14 protein-coding genes are annotated in these 16,693 nt (G+C 71.5%); 9 read left to right on the top strand and 5 right to left on the bottom strand.

Annotation, left to right across the window (positions count from 1 at the left end; translation table 11 throughout):
• Positions 1–86 precede the first annotated feature (86 nt).
• Both F7Q99_RS25520 and F7Q99_RS25515 read left to right on the top strand, forming a co-directional pair.
• Entirely contained in the window at positions 87–2,729 is a 2,643-nt protein-coding gene (locus F7Q99_RS25520; protein WP_326847110.1) for a LuxR C-terminal-related transcriptional regulator, read from the top strand.
• 130 nt (positions 2,730–2,859) lie between these two features.
• Positions 2,860–3,060: a hypothetical protein gene (locus F7Q99_RS25515; RefSeq protein ID WP_153465103.1), complete on the top strand. Its 201-nt coding sequence runs from the start codon at positions 2,860–2,862 to the stop codon at positions 3,058–3,060.
• Between the two features lie 112 nt (positions 3,061–3,172).
• On the opposite strand, the gene F7Q99_RS25510 is transcribed toward F7Q99_RS25515, so the two are convergent.
• On the bottom strand, positions 3,173–3,628 hold the full coding sequence (locus F7Q99_RS25510; protein ID WP_153465102.1) for a DUF6325 family protein: 456 nt from the start codon (positions 3,626–3,628) through the stop codon (positions 3,173–3,175).
• A gap of 414 nt (positions 3,629–4,042) precedes the next feature.
• Here F7Q99_RS25510 and F7Q99_RS25505 point away from each other — a divergent pair, with 414 nt between their 5' ends.
• Positions 4,043–4,858 (top strand): YhjD/YihY/BrkB family envelope integrity protein, encoded by an 816-nt coding sequence (locus tag F7Q99_RS25505; RefSeq protein WP_326847109.1) that lies wholly within the window; start codon positions 4,043–4,045, stop codon positions 4,856–4,858.
• 28 nt (positions 4,859–4,886) lie between these two features.
• Here the strand turns inward: F7Q99_RS25505 and F7Q99_RS25500 are convergent, their stop codons facing one another.
• Positions 4,887–5,315 carry an SHOCT domain-containing protein gene (locus F7Q99_RS25500; RefSeq protein WP_153465100.1) on the bottom strand — a complete coding sequence of 143 codons (429 nt, stop codon included), beginning with the start codon at positions 5,313–5,315 and terminating at the stop codon, positions 4,887–4,889.
• Positions 5,316–5,548: 233 nt separating this feature from the next.
• On the opposite strand from F7Q99_RS25500, the gene F7Q99_RS25495 reads away from it, so the two are divergent.
• Positions 5,549–5,851, top strand: coding sequence for a hypothetical protein (locus F7Q99_RS25495; RefSeq protein ID WP_153465099.1), 303 nt, complete (start codon positions 5,549–5,551; stop codon positions 5,849–5,851).
• Between the two features lie 36 nt (positions 5,852–5,887).
• Here F7Q99_RS25495 and F7Q99_RS25490 read toward each other — a convergent pair whose 3' ends face one another.
• The gene (locus tag F7Q99_RS25490) at positions 5,888–6,607 is read right to left on the bottom strand and encodes a ZIP family metal transporter (protein WP_153465098.1); all 720 of its coding nucleotides are present in this window, start codon (positions 6,605–6,607) and stop codon (positions 5,888–5,890) included.
• A 462-nt stretch (positions 6,608–7,069) separates the two neighbouring features.
• Between F7Q99_RS25490 and F7Q99_RS25485 the strand changes: the two genes are divergently transcribed.
• The gene (locus F7Q99_RS25485; protein ID WP_153465097.1) at positions 7,070–9,430 is read left to right on the top strand and encodes an arylsulfatase; all 2,361 of its coding nucleotides are present in this window, start codon (positions 7,070–7,072) and stop codon (positions 9,428–9,430) included.
• A gap of 17 nt (positions 9,431–9,447) precedes the next feature.
• Positions 9,448–10,032, top strand: a complete 585-nt coding sequence (locus tag F7Q99_RS25480; RefSeq protein WP_153465095.1) for a cadmium resistance transporter — start codon at positions 9,448–9,450, stop codon at positions 10,030–10,032.
• A gap of 57 nt (positions 10,033–10,089) precedes the next feature.
• On the opposite strand, the gene F7Q99_RS25475 is transcribed toward F7Q99_RS25480, so the two are convergent.
• Positions 10,090–11,463, bottom strand: a complete 1,374-nt coding sequence (locus tag F7Q99_RS25475) for a hypothetical protein (protein ID WP_230210313.1) — start codon at positions 11,461–11,463, stop codon at positions 10,090–10,092.
• 234 nt (positions 11,464–11,697) lie between these two features.
• Positions 11,698–12,735, bottom strand: coding sequence for a formylglycine-generating enzyme family protein (locus tag F7Q99_RS25470; RefSeq protein ID WP_230210312.1), 1,038 nt, complete (start codon positions 12,733–12,735; stop codon positions 11,698–11,700).
• Positions 12,736–12,955: 220 nt separating this feature from the next.
• Here F7Q99_RS25470 and F7Q99_RS25465 point away from each other — a divergent pair, with 220 nt between their 5' ends.
• From F7Q99_RS25465 to F7Q99_RS25455, 3 genes are all read left to right on the top strand, one after another.
• The gene (locus F7Q99_RS25465; RefSeq protein WP_153465093.1) at positions 12,956–13,540 is read left to right on the top strand and encodes a cysteine hydrolase family protein; all 585 of its coding nucleotides are present in this window, start codon (positions 12,956–12,958) and stop codon (positions 13,538–13,540) included.
• Positions 13,537–14,463: a GlxA family transcriptional regulator gene (locus F7Q99_RS25460; protein ID WP_326847108.1), complete on the top strand. Its 927-nt coding sequence runs from the start codon at positions 13,537–13,539 to the stop codon at positions 14,461–14,463. The genes F7Q99_RS25465 and F7Q99_RS25460 overlap by 4 nt, the downstream gene beginning before the upstream one ends.
• A 115-nt stretch (positions 14,464–14,578) precedes the next feature.
• Positions 14,579–16,630 (top strand): transglycosylase domain-containing protein, encoded by a 2,052-nt coding sequence (locus F7Q99_RS25455; protein WP_153465091.1) that lies wholly within the window; start codon positions 14,579–14,581, stop codon positions 16,628–16,630.
• Positions 16,631–16,693: the final 63 nt, after the last annotated feature.

Below are 16,693 nucleotides of genomic sequence, written 5' to 3'. Positions count from 1 at the left end.
CGGTGAGCGTCATGCCCAGTAGGTCAGCCGCACGATTAGCACCTTCCCCCAACGGGCAGCAGAGCCCCGGTCAACCCCCACAGGGGGTGACGCCGACCGGCGATCCGGTGCTCGCGGCCCGGTTCGCGGTGCCCTCGGTGCCCACGACCTTCGTCCGCAGGCCGCGGCTCGTGAAGCTGCTCTCGGACGGCGAAGGGTGCCCGCTGATCCTGGTGAACGGCCCGGCCGGGGCCGGGAAGACGCTGCTCGTCGCGGACTGGACCGGTTCGGCCGCCATGCCGGGGCCCGTCGTCTGGCTGACCCTCGAACGCGGGGACGACATGCCCGGCACGTTCTGGGCCTACGTCCTGGCAGCCCTGCGCCGCTCCGCCGGATCCCTGCCCGACGGCGTCGGCACACCGGCGCGTGCCGACGAGGTGGACCCTTCGCTGCTCGCCCGGCTCGCGGCGCACCTGAGCAACCGGGACGAGCCGGTACTGCTCGTGCTCGACGAGTTCGAGCGGGTGGCCTCGACCGAGATCGCGTCCCAGCTCCACTTCGTGCTCCGCCACTCGGCCCCGGGTCTGCGCCTCGTCCTGATCAGCCGATCCGAGCCGCTGCTGCCGCTCCACCGCTACCGGGCCGCCGGGGAGATCACGGACATCCGCAACGGGGACCTGGCCTTCACCCCGCCGGAGACCGCCGCCCTGCTCTCCCGGCACGGCCTGTCCCTACCCGCCGACGATGCTCGCGCGCTGACCGAGCGCACCCGGGGGTGGGCGGCCGGACTCCGGCTGACCGCCCTCGCGACCCAGGGCGCCGCCGACCCGGAGGGTTTCCTCGCGGAGTTCGAGGCGAGCCGGAGCACGGTGGCCGACTTCCTGCTCGCCGAGGTGCTCGACGTCCAGCCCGCCGAGACGCAGGACCTCCTGCTGCGGACGAGCATCCTGGAGCAGACCCATCCCGATCTCGCCGACGCACTCACCGGGCGGCAGGACGCCGACGGCATCCTCGCCCGGCTCCAGCACGCGAACGCGTTCGTCGAGCCCATCGGCCACTCCTGGTACCGGCACCATCCGCTCTTCGCCGAGATCCTCCGGGTCCAGCTCCGCGCCCGTCACCCCGGCCTCGAACCCGAGCTGCACCGCCGTGCGGCCCGGTGGCTCGGCGAGGCCGGCCGGCTCGCCGACGCGCTCCCGCACGCCGTCGAGGGGGACGACTGGGCGTTCGCGACGACCCGGTTCGTCGACGACCTGGCGATCGGGCGGCTGTTCACCGGCCTCGATTCGAACCACTTCGCCGAGCTCTTCTCCGGGATGGGTCCGGAGGCCGCGGGCCCTGCCGCGGATATCGTCCGCGCGGCACGCGACCTCGCGAGGAACGACACCGACAACGGCCTGAACCACCTACAGCGGGCCGAGGAAGGCCTCCTGGACGACGGCCCGGCGGACGCGTCCGCGGCCCGGCTGAGCTGCGCGTTCCTCCGGGTCATCGCGGGCAGACTGATCGGCTCCGCGGACATGGCGCAAACCGCCGCCCAGGCGGCGGAGGACCTTGCGCGGACGATCCCGGAGAGGCTGCTGGGGGATCACCCGGAACTGACCGCTCTGCTCCAGACCGACCTCGGCTCGGCACTGCTGTGGGAGGGCCGCTTCGAGACCGCCAGGACGGCGCTCACAGCGGCGGCCGAAGCTCCCGACAGCCCCGCCACGGCCTTCCCGCGGCACGAGTCCCTCAGCCGGCTCGCCCTGATCGAGCTGCTGCGCGGATGGATCGGCAGGGCCGAGGCGCATGCCCACCGGGCACTCGCGGAAGCCGAGCGCTGCGGACTCCCCCCGTCGTCCTGTACGGGCGTGGGCCAGCTCGTCCTGGCCGAGGTCGCCGTCGACCGCGACGATCTGCCCGCCGCGCGAACCGCTCTGCAGTGCGCTGCCGAGTCGTCGGCCGCCCGTCATGACCCGATCGTGGCCAACGGACTGGTAATCGTGCGATCCCGGCTGTTCCTGGCGGCCCGGGACCCGGAGGCCGCGCTCACCGCCCTCGCCGACGCGGGCGGCCTCACATCCGCCTCCGCACCCTCGCCGTGGGTGGCAGACCGGGTGGCCCTGGCCGCGTCCGCGGCACATCTGGCCGCGGGGGACCCGGAAGCCGCCGTGGAGGCGCTGGAGGACCGGGTGTCGAGCGGACCGGAACGCGCCGTCGGCCTGGCCCGCGTGCACCTCGCCTCCGGTGACGGCGAGCGGGCCCTGGAGGTCCTCGACTCGGTCCATGGTGAGAGCGGCAGCGGTCCGGGCACGGCGGTGCCCGTGCTGCTGGCACGGTCGCAGGCGGCTGTGCTCCTCGGCGACGACGCCTCGGCCGCGCGCCTGCTCGGTCGCGCACTCGCCACGGCCCGGCCCGAGCACCTCCGGCGTCCGTTCTGCGACGCGGGGCCGTGGCTGCGCCGACTGCTCCGCAACCGACCGGTGCTCGCCCGCGCACACGACTGGCTCCCCGCGGGCCTGCTCGCCGGACTTCCGCGCCCCGACACGGTCCGCGACGGCGCCGTCCTGCTGGTCGAACCGCTCAGCGAGCGGGAGCGCGAGGTCCTCGACCGGGCGGCGCAGATGATGTCGACGGAGGAGATCGCCGCCGACCTCCACCTGTCGGTGAACACCGTCAAGACCCACCTGAAGAGCATCAACCGCAAGCTCTCCGCCACCCGACGCGGAGAGGCGGTGCGGCGCGCGAAGGAACTCCACCTGCTCTGACGAACCCGCTCCGACGGACGCCGGACCGCCGCCACGCTCACCTCGTCCGGGTGATGCCGCCCGGGAGGCCCCCGGGCAGCATGGTGGGTGCGGAGGCCGGCCGTCCTCGGGATGCGGGAGAAGCACGCTCATGCGGTACGAGATCCGGGTCGACGGGACCATGTCGAAGGTGACCCTCAACGAGGCGTTCCCCGAACTGGAGAGCGTCTTCATGCGGCACCAGACCGTCCTGTACGGCCCGGTGACCGACGAAGCCCATCTGTACGGCCTGCTGGCGCGGTTCCAGTCCCTCGGGCTCCACGTCCTGGAGATGCGCCAACTGCCCGAGTGAGCCAACGCCTCGGGCAGTGTGCGACGCACGGGCACGGCAGGGTCAGCCGTCCAGCAGCCGGGCCATGCCAGCGGCGAACCCGGCGTCCTTCAGCAGCCCTTGTGCGCGCAGCTCACCGAGCCGCGTCGGTCGGTCCAGCAGGCTGCTGTCCGAGGACCGTTTCGACCTCGACGATCCGGTCGTACGGGATCCGCACGGTCGCCAGCAGTCGGCCGTCGTGCCGACGCACCTCGGCCGCCGTCTCGCGGGCCCAGACGTTCTCCACGAGCAGGGCGAGCACCGTGGTGTCGGGCTCCATCACCACGGCGATCTCGTCGATGTCCTCGACCCCGGCCAGGCTCATGGTGCGCCGGGCCGCGACCCGGGCCGCCGCGTCAGCCAGGTCCTCGAAGTCGGACAGCTCGAGGCGGCTCAGCTTGCCGTCGGCGTCCTTCGCCACGACCAGGGCGTCCAGCACACGGACGGCCTCGCGCTTCTCGACGTCCTCCAGCGCGCGGAGGAAGGAGTCCGGCGGCTGACCGCTGGGGAAGGAGAGGACGACCAGGTCCACCGGTCCGAGTTCGGTCATGATCCAGCTCCGATCAGGATGACCATCGGCACGGCGTCTCGTCGACGGGTTGTCGGCGCCACACCCGGCGCCGATCCGCACAGAGGCCGTGCCTCTGCGAGTGTGGCGGCGACGGCGGCGATCCGGGATCACCCGTGCCGGGTGAGCGCGGAAGGGCCGGAGCGGGCGACGTCGAGGTCACGGGAACGGTCGAACGGAGGCGGACCCGGCGTGCCCGGCCGGTTCCCAGCGCCCACTCTGGACTCGGTAGCAGCTACGGGACGGGACGATCGTGAGGATGCGGCACATGCCACGGACGCCGGAACCGCCCGCTCCTCCGGGCGCCCCTTGTGGGCAGCGCGCATGAGGTGGCGTGGCGGATCCGTCCAACGCGTCCGGCAACGGCTCGAGACGACCACGGCGACCATCCGCGACGTGCCGTTCGTCGGCCGGCTCCTCACCCAACTGGTCCACGTGAACGTCCTGGACACCGCGACCCGGATGGCGGCGCAGATCTTCCTGACCGCGGTACCGACGGTCTTCATCCTCGCCGCGTTCGCGCCGGACTCGGCGCGCAACAACCTGGTGGAATCCCTGCGGGGAGCTCTCGGCCTGCGTCCCACCTCGCTGGACGAGTTCCAGCAGATCTTCAACGCGACCAGCGAGACCGTTCGTGACGCGACCGGTGGCATCGGGATCGTCGTGACTCTGCTCTCCGCCACGGCCTGCAGTCGCGTGCTCCAGCGGCTGTGCGAGCGGTCGTGGCACATGTCGCACACGGGTGCGCGGGTGGCGGCCTGGCGTTGGCTCGCCTGGCTGCTGGTCTGGTTGGCCGCCCTGCTGTTCCAGGGCCGGATCCACGCGGCGTTCGGCGCCGGTTCGGGCCTGGGGACCGCCCTGTCGCTCGTCTCCGGCACCCTGCTGTGGTGGTGGACCCAGCACGTGCTTCTCGGTGGCCGGATTCGCTGGCTCCCCCTGCTGCCGGGAGCGGTGATCACGGGAGCGGGGCTGCTGGTCTTCTTCTGGGCGTCGAAGATCTACATGCCGCACGCCTTCGACCGGAGCATCACCCAGTTCGGCCCGTTCGGCCTGGTGTTCACGCTGCTGTCCTGGCTCATCATGATCTGCGTGACCATCACCGTGTGCATCGCGACCGGTTACGTCGTCGCGAGTGAGGGCCACCTGGCGCGTCTGCTCGGGACACCGTCGGCCGAGAACGCGGCTCAGTCCGCCGTTCGGACGGCGGACTGAGCGGCCGGCGGACTGGGCGGCCCGGCGGTCAGGCGAGCACCTTCTCCTTCGCTCGCTGGTACTCCTCCTCGGTGATGTCCCCCGCGTTCCTGAGGCTGGCGAGCTTCGCCAGATCGTCCGCGTGGGTGCCCGCCCCGGACGGCGTTGCGGCTGCCTCCTGGATGTACGCGCGGAATGCCTGCTCGGACTGCTGCGCGTGCGCGCGCTCGCGATCTCCCATGCCCTGGCCCCGGGCGATCAGGTAGACGAGCACGCCGAGGAACGGGAGCACGATGACGAAGACGGCCCAGCCGGCCTTGGCCCAACCGCTGAGCCCGTCGTCCCGGAAGAGGTCGACGACGACGCGGAACAACAGGAAGAACCAGAGGATCCACATGAAGATCCACATGGTCGTGAAGAAGATGTTGAGCAGCGGGTAGTCCACCGCGTACCTCCAATCGACGGCGCCCCACCGCATGGGCTGCGGGGTGCGCGAGGCGGCCTCGTGCCGGCTTCGAGCACCAGCGTGATCTCCGGGACGGCGCTGCGGACCACCCGAAGCGGGTGATCGTCTCCGAAGCGGTCCGCCGAGCCCGCGGATAACCCGCCCGGGGTGATGCACGCTCCGGGTCCGTCGGCGATCTTTGCCATGAGACGACACGTCGGGGCCCGTCGGGTGAACGGACCCCACGGCGAACGGGAGAGCGAGCGATGGAACAGATCGGACGGACGGAGTGGTTCGCCCTCGGAATCGTCGCCATGACGACCGCCACGGTCGCCCACGCCGTCGCGGGCGTGGTGCAGATCCTGCGGGACATGCTGCGCACGACACCGGCCGGAACTCCCGAGGCGCCGCCGACCGCCCCGGCCCGGCGCCCGGAGATCGGGCTGGCGGGTTGGTGGCTGTTCGCCGGCCTGTTCCTTGCCGGAACCGCGGTCTACCACGCGGTGGCAGGTGTCAGGGAGATCCTCAGGGAGATCACGCACCCGGGCCCGGCACGGCAGGCCGAGTAGGCGCCGACCGGATCGACGCGGCTGAATCGCCCCACCTCAGTCGAGCAGTGACAGCGCACCGGCGGCGGCGAAGCCCAGAACGGTCAACAGGCCCGTGAGCCTGCCGCCCTGTTCGAACGACTCGGGCATCATCGAGTCCGCGAGCATGGTCAGCACGGCACCCGCGGCGAACGACTCCACGTACTGGCCCTCCGCGTGCGGGACGAGCCGGATCAGGCCGTAGCCCAGGGCCGCGGCCGCCGCCGCGACGCCGACGATGCTCCACCAGAGCCTGTAGGCATCACGCGGTGCCTGACCCGTCTCCTGCATGGCGGCGGTGGCTCCGAGGGCCTCCGGCAGGTTGGAGACGAAGACCGCGGCCAGGAAGGCCACGCTGATGGAGCCGCCCGCCGCCAGCCCCATGCCGAGCACCATCGACTCCGGGATGCCGTCGAGCAGCGCGCCCACGACGATCGACCTGCCCGCGGCCTCGCCGCCGGAAGCCCGCCGGGGCGCCGCGTCCTGCCGGGCGACCATGCGGTCGACGACGTAGAACACCACCGCGCCGGCGAAGAGCGCGAGGAAGTGCCCCACGTTGTGCATGGCTCCCTTGGGCACGAGCTCGTACGCGAGGGCGGCCACCAGCGCTCCGGCGCCGAAGCCGAGCACCTCGCCGGTGGTCGCCCTCGACGGTCTGAGGTGGACGGCCAGCCAGGCTCCGATGACCAGCGAGAAGGCCGCGAACGCTCCCCACAGCGCAGCCGCGAACGCGTTCATCCGCCCTCCTTGGCCTGTCCGGGTCCACCGGTACGGGTCACGGCTCCCGCTCCGGAGACGCCCGTCCTCACGCTCCACGATCCGATCCCCGACCACCACGCGCGTTACCCCGCACAGGTGAGGTGAGACTCCCGTCGGCCCGGTCGATTCACCCGCCGGGGGTGGCCTGACCGCTCCGCCGGGACCACATCGTGGAGGGGGAAGGCTGACGCTCTGACGCTGGAGGCGAAATGGACCGGCTGCCCCTTCACCTGCCGGCGCGTCACCCCCGGCGACGGGAGGGTGCGTCTCCACGGCCAGGCCGAGCGGCCTTCCATCCCCTGCCGGCCGACGCCTCCCTGGGCGAGCCGGCTCCGCCACGGCTCAGGCGGCGGTGCGCGGCAGCCGAACGCGGCGCGCTGTGGATCATCCGGCACTTCGGTTGAACGGCACCTCGGTTGACACCGTGAGGAGTGGTTTCAGATGGCGATCGTGGAATACGAGCCCGGTAGTGCGTTCCCCGGCAGGATCGGCCGGACCGCGGCGGAGTCCTCGCCGGCCTGGCCGGCGCCGACCAGGGCCCGCGAGGGCGCGCCCAACGTCCTGCTCTTCGTCCTGGACGATGTCGGCTACGGCCAACTCGGCTGCTTCGGGGGCCTCGTGGACACCCCGAACATCGACCGGGTGGCCGGCAACGGCCTGCGGTACGCCAACATGCACACCACCTCCCTGTGCTCACCCAGCCGGGCCTGCATTCTCACCGGCCGCAACCACCACTCCAGCGGCGTGGCCTGCGTCATGGAGGCCGCGATCGGCTACCCCGGCTACGACGGCCGGATGCCGTTCGAGAACGGCATGCTGCCCGAGACCCTCCTCGAGCACGGCTACAACACCTTCGCCGTGGGGAAGTGGCACCTGTCCCCCTCGGAGGAGAACACCGCCGCCGGACCGTTCCACCGCTGGCCGCTCGGCCGTGGCTTCGAGCGCTACTACGGGTTCCTGGGCGGTGAGACCAACCAGTGGTACCCGGACCTGGTCCAGGACAACGCCTCGATCCAGCAGCCCGCGCTGCCGGAGGACGGCTACCACCTGTCCGCGGACCTCGCCGACCAGGCCATCCGGCTCGTCCTGGACGCCCACGTCAACGCGCCCGAGAAGCCGTTCTTCCTGTACTACTCGACCGGGTGCGGCCATGCCCCGCACCACGCGCCCAAGGACTGGATCGAGCGCTACCGCGGCCGGTTCGACGCCGGCTGGGACGCCTACCGCCAGACGGTCTTCGCCCGGCAGAAGGAGATGGGCCTGCTGCCCGAGACGGCCCAACTGCCGGCGCACGACCCGGACGTCCCGCCCTGGGACGGCCTGTCCGACGACGAACACCGCCTGTACGCACGCATGATGGAGGTCTACGCGGCGTTCCTCTCCTACACCGACCACCACTTCGGCCGCCTGCTGGACACGCTGGAGCGGATCGGCGAGCTCGACAACACCCTGATCATGATCGTCTCGGACAACGGCGCCTCCTCGGAGGGCGGACCGACCGGGTCGGTCAACGAGATGTACTTCTTCAACCAGGTGCCCGCCAGCCTGGAGGAGAACCTGGCGAAGATCGACGATCTGGGCGGCCCGCACGCCTACAACCACTACGCCTGGGGCTGGACCTGGGCCGGCGACACCCCCTTCCGCCGGTGGAAGAGCGAGACCTACCGCGGTGGGACCACCGATCCGTTCATCGTCTCCTGGCCCGAGCGGATCACGGCACGCGGCGGGATCCGGCGCCAGTACGCCCACCTGATCGACCTGATGCCGACGGTGCTCGACGCGCTCGACCTCAGCCCGGCCAGGACCATCCGCGGCGTCACCCAGTCCCCGCTGGAGGGCGTGAGTTTCGCGCACACCTTCGAGGACGCCGACGCGCCGACCCGGCACACCACCCAGTACTTCGAGATGTTCGCCCACCGGGCCATCGACCACGACGGCTGGCGGGCGGTCTGTCCGTGGCCCGGGCCGAGCTTCACCGAGGCCGCGAAGAAGGGGCGTCGCTTCGGCTCCCCGACGACACCCGAGATCCTCGACGAACTCGAGACGACAGCTTGGGAGTTGTACCACATCGCGATGGATCCGACGGAGTCGGTGAACGTCGCCGCCGAGCACCCCGCCAAGCTGCGCGAGCTCATCACACTGTGGTGGGCGGAGGCCGGCAAGTACCAGGTGCTGCCCCTGGACGGCAGCCTGACCGAGCGGATCCGGGCCGAACGGCCGAAGATCTCGCGTCCGCGCACGCGCTACACCTACTACCCGGAGCTGTCCGTCATCCCGTTCGCCAACGCGCCGAGCCCCTACAACAGGCCGTACAGCATCGAGGCGGACGTGGACATCCCGCCCGAGGGAGCCGAGGGCGTGCTGTTCGCCCAGGGCGGCTCGGCCGGCGGGCAGGTGCTCTACGTGAAGGACGGTCAACTGCACTACGTCCACAACTACGTCGGCCGCGACCTGATGCAGGTCGACTCGACCGACGGCGTCAGCCCGGGGCGTCACAAGCTGCGCTTCGAGTTCGAGCCGACCGGTGCGCCCGACATCGGGCAGGGCAAGGGCACGCCGGGACGCGCCCAGCTCTACGTCGACGAGGTCCTGGTCGGCAACGCCGAACTGCCGCACACCACGCCGATCGTGTTCGGGATCGAGGGCGCGAGCATCGGCTACGACTTCGGCGAGCCGGTCCTGGACGACTACGCGCCGCCCTTCGAGTTCACCGGCACCATCCACGAGGTGACGGTCGACCTCTCGGGTGACCTGATCCAGGACGACGAGGCCATGGTGCAGCGGCTGATGGCACAGCAGTAGGCGCGGGCGGCACACCGATGAGCACGGCCGCCTGGGCGACGGCTGCGGCGGGCGCGTTCGGTGCCACCAACATCGACAACCTGGTGGCGCTGACGGCGCAGCTGTCCCGGCCGGCCGTCGAGGGCGAGCAGCGGCTGGGACTGCGGCACGCGTTGCGCGGGCAGTACCTGGCCCTGCTCGTCCTTCTGCTCGTCGCCGTGCTCGGGGCCGCCGGGCTGCTGCTCCTGCCGCACCGGGTCGCCGCGCTGCTCGGCGTCGTCCCGCTCGTGCTGGGAATCCGCCAACTCGTCCGCCGGGGCGGCCCTGCGGCATCCGGGCCCGGCCCAGCGAGGTCCGGCACCCGGGCGGTGGCGCTGCTCTCGATCACCTGCGGCGCCGACAACGTCGCGGTCTACAGCCCGCTGCTCGCGCAGGCCCGGTTCCCTGACGCCCTGGTCGTCGCCGTCGTTATCGCCGTCCTGGTGGCGCCGATGTCCGTCCTGGCCTGGTGGCTCGCACGTGGCGGGGTCCGGCTGGCCGGGCTCGGGGCGGTGGGCGACCGGGTATTCCCGGTCTGCCTCATCACGGTCGGCCTGCTCGTCCTGAGCGGGGCGGTGGCCTGAGCGGGGCGGTGGCCTGATCGGGGCGGTGGCTTGAGCGGGCCGGTGGTCCGAGTGGCGCTACCGCTCACCCGGTCCGCCGGCGCCCGTGCCGCCCGCGAGCGCCGGCTCACCGGCCGAAGGCTTCGCCGGCCCCGGTCCGGGCGCCAGGAACTCGCGGATCCCGAACAGGACCAGGATGACGACGGCGAACCAGAAGGCGACCATGCCCGTCGGGTTGTCCCAGACGACGAAGATGACCGCGGCGACCAGGAGGATGGCGATCCCGATCCACCGCTTGTAGCGCGCCACGAAGGGACCGACCGGACCGGCCTTGAACCCGGCCGAGTCCGCGGCCGAGCGCACTGCCGCGACGCCGGTGCTGCACGCGGAGCGCACGGTGGTCGCCACGCGCGACGGACCGATGAAGAAGGCCCCGAGAGCGACCAGGACCGCCAGGGCGCCGACCGACCGCACGGCCTTCCTCAGGTAGTGCACCAGCGCGTCGTACACGGCTCCGGCCGCGCCCGGCGATGCCGTCGAGGGCAGATGATCGAGGAAGAAGGACCGGAACACGGCCACCGCGATGCCCAGCACCAGCATCGCCACCGCGACGCCGATCGCCGTGCCGATCAGGGCTCTTCGCCGGTTCACGGCGAGGTAGACACCCCCGGCGGCGATCAGCACGGCGATCACCGGGAGCCAGTTGCCGAGGATCTCCAACAGGCGGAAGTACGTCCTGATCTTCGCGATGTCCGACGAGGCGAAGACGGTGATCGAGGTGTGCACCTCGGGGATCTTGGCGGCCAGTCCGAAGCCCGATTCCACCAGCTGGGTCTTGATCTTGTCGACGGCCGGCCCGACGTCGATCATGACCTCGTTGTTCGACAGCTGGATCGCACCGCCGCCCTGACCGGTCAGCGCCTTCTCGATCGAGGAGTGTGCCGCGCGGAGCCCGTTGGTCCAGACGGTGGCGAACGCGTCGCTCGCGACGACCTTGTTGACCACCGTGCCGATGAGGCTCGTCAGGCCGCTGCCGATCGGCCCGCTGAGCGAGCCGATCAGGCTCGCCGCCTGCGGGGGCACGCCGGCCTGCGTGGCCACCTGCGAGAGCTGGTTGACCAGGGACGGCACGTCGATCTGTTGCACGACCACGTTGGTGATCCTGCTGGAGACGGCTTTCTGCACGTCGGGGTTGCTGGCGAGCGGCCCCATCGTGGCCACGAACCGGTCGGTGTCGGTCACCGTGTCCGCGATCCACGTGGACAGCACGGCCAGCATCGACAGCACGGAGGCGACGACGATCAGGACAACCGCGCCGGTGGTCCGCAGCCGGTGGTGGCGCCGCCCGACACTCGGCGTCGCTCCCTCCAACTCCGCGACCCTGCGGCGGAGTTCCTCCACCTCACGCTCGTCGGCCGGCTCGGGCTGCGGCTCAGGACCTGTGGACGACATCGGCGGCTCCCTGCCTTCACTGCATGAACGCGGCACCGGCCGCATTGCGTGGCACGGTGCTTTCCAGGAAAGCCGCGCCGCCGGGAGCCGACGACCGGTACTAGCCCAGCGGGGCAACCCGTCCCCCGGAGTGCCCCTGATCGGCCGAACCCGGACCCCGGCGCCTTGCCCGTTCCCCACGGTCGTCGGACGGTGACAGGGACTGCCCGACCACCGGACGGAGCCCGCGGAGCGCTATCCACTCCTCTGGCACGAAGTGACCGAGGAGGAATCACCCGACCGGGCCGGACCAGGTGGCGGCCAGCTTCCCTCCGCGGTGTGCGCGTCGAGGACGCAGCGGAACCCCAGGTGGCAGGTCGCCGTGTCCTCGGTCTGCCCCTGTCTGGCCGCCGGCCGGTAGCGCAGGCAGTAGTTGGGGGCGCACAGGAACGAGCCGCCCTTCACCACCCGGCGGTGGAAGCCGTTCTCCGACAGACGCTCCACCGGCGTCACGGACCGCGGGTTGTGCGGTGCGCAGCAGGAGCGGGGGGCGGGGCCCGGGTGGACGCCGGTGTAGTAGTCGATGGTCCACTCCCAGACGTTCCCGGCCATGTCGTACAGGCCGTAGCCGTTCGGCGGGAACGAGGCGACCGGGGACGTGCCCTCGAATCCGTCGAGCGCGAGGTTCTCCCAGGGGAACCGCCCGTGCCAGGTGTTGGCGAGGTACCGCCCCTTGCGGGTGAACTCCTCGCCCCAGCAGTACGTCGCACCCTCCAGCCCGCCCCGGGCGGCGCACTCCCACTCCGCCTCCGTCGGCAGCCGCTTGCCGGCCCAGGCCGCGTACGCCCTCGCGTCCTCGAACGACACCTGGGTGACCGGGTGCAACTCACGGCCGTTCAGCGTGCTGCCGGGCCCGTCGGGGTGCCTCCAGCAGGCCCCGGGTACGTACTCCCACCAGCGGTGGAAGTCGTCGAGCGGCACGGGGCCGCGGGTCGGGCGGAACACCAGCGCCCCAGGGACCAGCAGCTCCCGGTCCACCTCGGGATAGGCCGACGGCTCCAGCGGCCGCTCGGCGACCGTCCGGTGGCCGGTCTCCTTCACGAACCTGCGGAACCGGGCGACCGTGACGGGCTTCTCGTCCATCCAGAAGCCGTCCACCCGGACGGGGTGGACCGGCCGCTCCTCCGGGTAGAAGTCGGGCGACCCCATCAGGAACGTCCCGCCCGGTACCCACACCATGCCCTTGGCCGGCGGGCGCGTCGGCGGGGCCGCGGTGGCGGGCCTCTGCGTCATCGGATCGTCTCCTCCCCGCCGTGACCACGGCTCGGCGCACCGAGCACGAACACGGCCAGGTTAGGGGCGGATGATCCCGATTCGGGTGATTGGGCGAGATCAGGCCGAGCCTGCCGTCGAAGCGCCGCTATAGGCCCGGCCGGTCCGGTGACCGGATCGTTCCGCATGCGGGCACAATGGTGTCTTCAACAAGGAACCCTTCGGACGGAATGATCGGAGCATGAACAACGCACTCCTCGTCATCGACGTCCAGGAATCCTTCCGCCGGCGCGAGAACTGGGCGGCCGTCTCCAACCCGGAAATCGTCGAGCGGGTGAACGAGCTCGTCGACCACGCCCGGGCGCAGGGGGACCTCGTCGTCTGGGTCCTGCACTCCGAGCCGGGCACCGGAACGGTCTTCGACCCGGCCCTCGGGCACGTCCACCTGATGGACGGGCTGGTCCCGGCCGATGGCGAACCCGTCATCACCAAGACCTCCCACAACGCCTTCACCACCACCAACCTCCAGCAGCTGCTCACCCAGCACGGCATCCGCGAACTGGTCGTCAGCGGCATCCGCACCGAGCAGTGCTGCGAGACCACCACCCGGGTCGCCGCCGACCTCGGCTACGACGTCACCTTCGTTACCGACGCCACCGCCACCCACCCGATCGAGCACCGCGACGCGCCCGCGGGGCGCAGCCTCGACGAGATCCTCGCCGACCCGCGCACCCTGTCCACGGACGAGGTCATCGCCCGCACCGAGTACGCGCTGGCGGGCCGCTTCGCCCGCGTCACCACCGTGAAGGAGCTGACCGGATCGTGACCCGCGTCGTCTTCCTGCTCGTCCCGCAGCTGCACCTGCTGGACCTCGCCGGGCCCGCCCAGGTGTTCTCGACCGCGGCCGCCCACGGTCTCGGGTACGAGATCGGCTACGTCGCCGAGCAGGAGGACGTCCCCACGGCGCAGGGGGTCGCGCTCCGGGCCGCCACCGAGTGGCCGCCGCTGTCACCCGGGGACCTCGTCGTGGTCCCCGGGTGGCGGTCACCGGTCCTGCGGGCGCACGGGGAGCTGTCGGCGGCGACGCTGGAGCGGCTGGCCGCGCACCACGCGGCCGGCGGGACGGTCGCCAGCATCTGCGCGGGCGCCGACGCGCTCGGCCGGGCCGGGCTGCTGGACGGCCGCCGCTGCACCACGCACCACGACCTGCAGGACGAACTCGCCCACCGGTACCCGCGGGCGAGCGTGGTGCACGACGTGCTATACGTGGTGGACGACCGGGTGGTCACCTCGGCGGGCATCGCGAGCGGCATCGACCTCGCCCTGCACCTCGTCGCCGTCCGGCACGGTCCGGCGGCGGCCTCCCGGATCGCCCGCGAGATGGTCGTCTACGCCCGGCGCAACGGCGACGAGCGGCAGACCAGCGCGATGCTCCGGCACCGCGCGCACCTGGTCGACGCCGTCCACCGGGTGCAGGACCTCATCGACACCCGCTTCACCCGCCGGCTCAGCCTCACCGACCTCGCGTCCGCGTCCGGCGTCAGCGAGCGCACCCTCACCCGCCACTTCACCGAGGCCACCGGGCTCACCCCGCTGCGCTACCAGCAGGAGCTGCGCGTCGAGCGCGCCGAGCACCTCATCGCCCACGGCGCGACCGCCGAGGCGGCGGCCCGGGCGGTCGGTTTCCAGGACGCCCGGATGCTCCGCCGCCTGCGCGCCCGGGCCGGGACGAGCACGGCGAACGGCTGAGTCTCGACGCCGGACGCGGGGTCAGACGGCCCGGCCGGAAGCTGTCACAAGGTTGTGACACGGCGATGCGCAAATCCGTTCGGTTCTCTCACGTCGTGCACGTAGGGTCGCGCCCATGGGAGAAAAGCGGGGGAATGGTGTGGAGAAGATCCTGCACGGCACGCGTCTGCTCGGGGTCAGCGCGCTTGCCGGAGTCGTCGCGGCGGGGATAGCGCTGCCGGCGGTGGCGGCGGCCGGGCTGGGGGCGCAGTCGGCGGCGGACGACTTCCAGAACCTGCCCGACGACTTCAAGACGCCGCCGCTCTCGCAGGCCTCCACGATCTACGACGCGCAGGGCGGCACGATCGCCACGGTGTACTACCGCGACCGCACGGTCGTCCCGGCGGACCAGATCTCTCCGCTGGTCAAGACCGCGCTCGTAGACATCGAGGACAACCGCTTCTACGAGCACGGCGCGATCGACCTCAAGGGCGTCCTGCGCGCGGTGAACAAGAACGCCTCCTCGGGTTCGACCCAGGGTGCGTCCACGCTCACGCAGCAGTACGTGAAGAACGTCTTCGTCGAGCAGGCGGGCGACGACACGCAGAAGGTCGCGGAGGCGCAGCGGCAGACCGTCGGCCGCAAGATCCAGGAGCTGAAGTACGCGATCAAGATCGAGGAGACCCTGAGCAAGGACCAGATCCTCACCAACTACCTGAACATCACGTACTTCGGCGAGCACGCCTACGGCATCGAGACGGCGGCGCGGCGCTACTTCGGCGTGCACGCCAAGGACCTCACCCTGCCGCAGGCCGCGCTGCTGGCCGGCCTGGAGCAGTCGCCCAGCGGCTACGACCCGGTGGCCAAGCCGGCCGCGGCGAAGGAGCGGCGCGACACGGTGCTGCACAAGATGGCCGAGTACGGGCACATCACCAAGGAGCAGGCGCAGCAGGCCATCGCCACCCCGCTGGGGCTGAACGTCCAGGCGCCGCAGCAGGGTTGCATCACCGCCAAGCAGGGTGAGGGCTTCTTCTGCGACTACGTGCGCCAGGCGGTGCTCACGGACCTGGCGTTCGGGAAGACGGCGGCCGAGCGGAAGGCGGTGTGGAAGCGCGGCGGCCTACGGATCCACACCACGCTCGACCCCAAGGCCCAGGCGGCCCTCAACGCCTCGGTCACCAGCCACGTGGACGCGGGCGACAAGGCGGCCACCGCGATGAGCATCGTCCAGCCGGGCACCGGCAAGATCCTCGCCATGGGGCAGAGCCGCCCGTACGGCGTCGACGACAACCAGCACGAGACCCAGATCAACTACAACGTCGGCAAGGCCATGGGCGGCGGGCTCGGCTTCCCGACCGGGTCGACCTTCAAGCCGATCGTCGCCGCGGCGGCCCTGGAGAACGGCACCTCGGCGAGCCAGAGTTACACCACGGACTACAGCATCCCGTGGCCCGCGATGAAGGACTGCAACGGCAAGAAGGTCCCCTCCTCCGGGCAGGTGCACAACGACAGCACGAAGCTCACCGGCGCGTTCGACATGAAGAAGGCCATGGCGCAGTCGGTCAACACCTACTTCGCGAAGCTGGAGGCCGACACCGGGCTGTGCAACGTCGCCCAGATGGCCAACAAGCTCGGCATCACCGAGCAGGCGGGCGGCGACAAGCTCCAGGTGGTGCCGTCGATGACGCTCGGCAGCAACTCCCTGACCCCGCTGGGAATGGCGAGCGTCTACGCGGCCTTCGCCGCGCACGGCACCTACTGCGCGCCGACCGCCATCACCTCGGTGATCGGCCCCGACGGCAAGCAGCTGGCGGTGTCGCAGGCGAACTGCTCCGAGGCGATGTCCGCCACCACCGCCGACACCGTCACCGGGCTGCTCAAGTCCGTCATGGAGGACGGCACCGGGAAGCCGGCCGCTCTCACCGGCGGCCGGGAGAGCGCGGGGAAGACCGGCACCACCAACGACAGCCTCCAGGTCTGGTTCGCCGGCTACACCCCCGAGCTGGCGGGCGCGACCGTCGTCAGCGACACGGACAACCCGAAGCCCCTGGACGGCCAGAAGATCGGTGGCGAGGTGGTGGACCAGGCCTTCGGCGGCACGCTCGCCGGCCCGGTCTGGCGCGACGCGATCGCCGGGGCGCTCGCCGGCGTCCCGGCCGGCACCTTCACGCAGGTGCCGCAGCCGTAACGGCTCCGGCCGACGGCTCCGCTGCCACCGCCTCCACCGGGAGCAGCGGGGCCGTTGACGACG

Origin of the sequence: Streptomyces kaniharaensis (assembly GCF_009569385.1) — a bacterium.
GTDB classification, from domain to species: domain Bacteria; phylum Actinomycetota; class Actinomycetes; order Streptomycetales; family Streptomycetaceae; genus Kitasatospora; species Kitasatospora kaniharaensis.
This window is presented reverse-complemented; position numbering and strand designations above follow the sequence as displayed.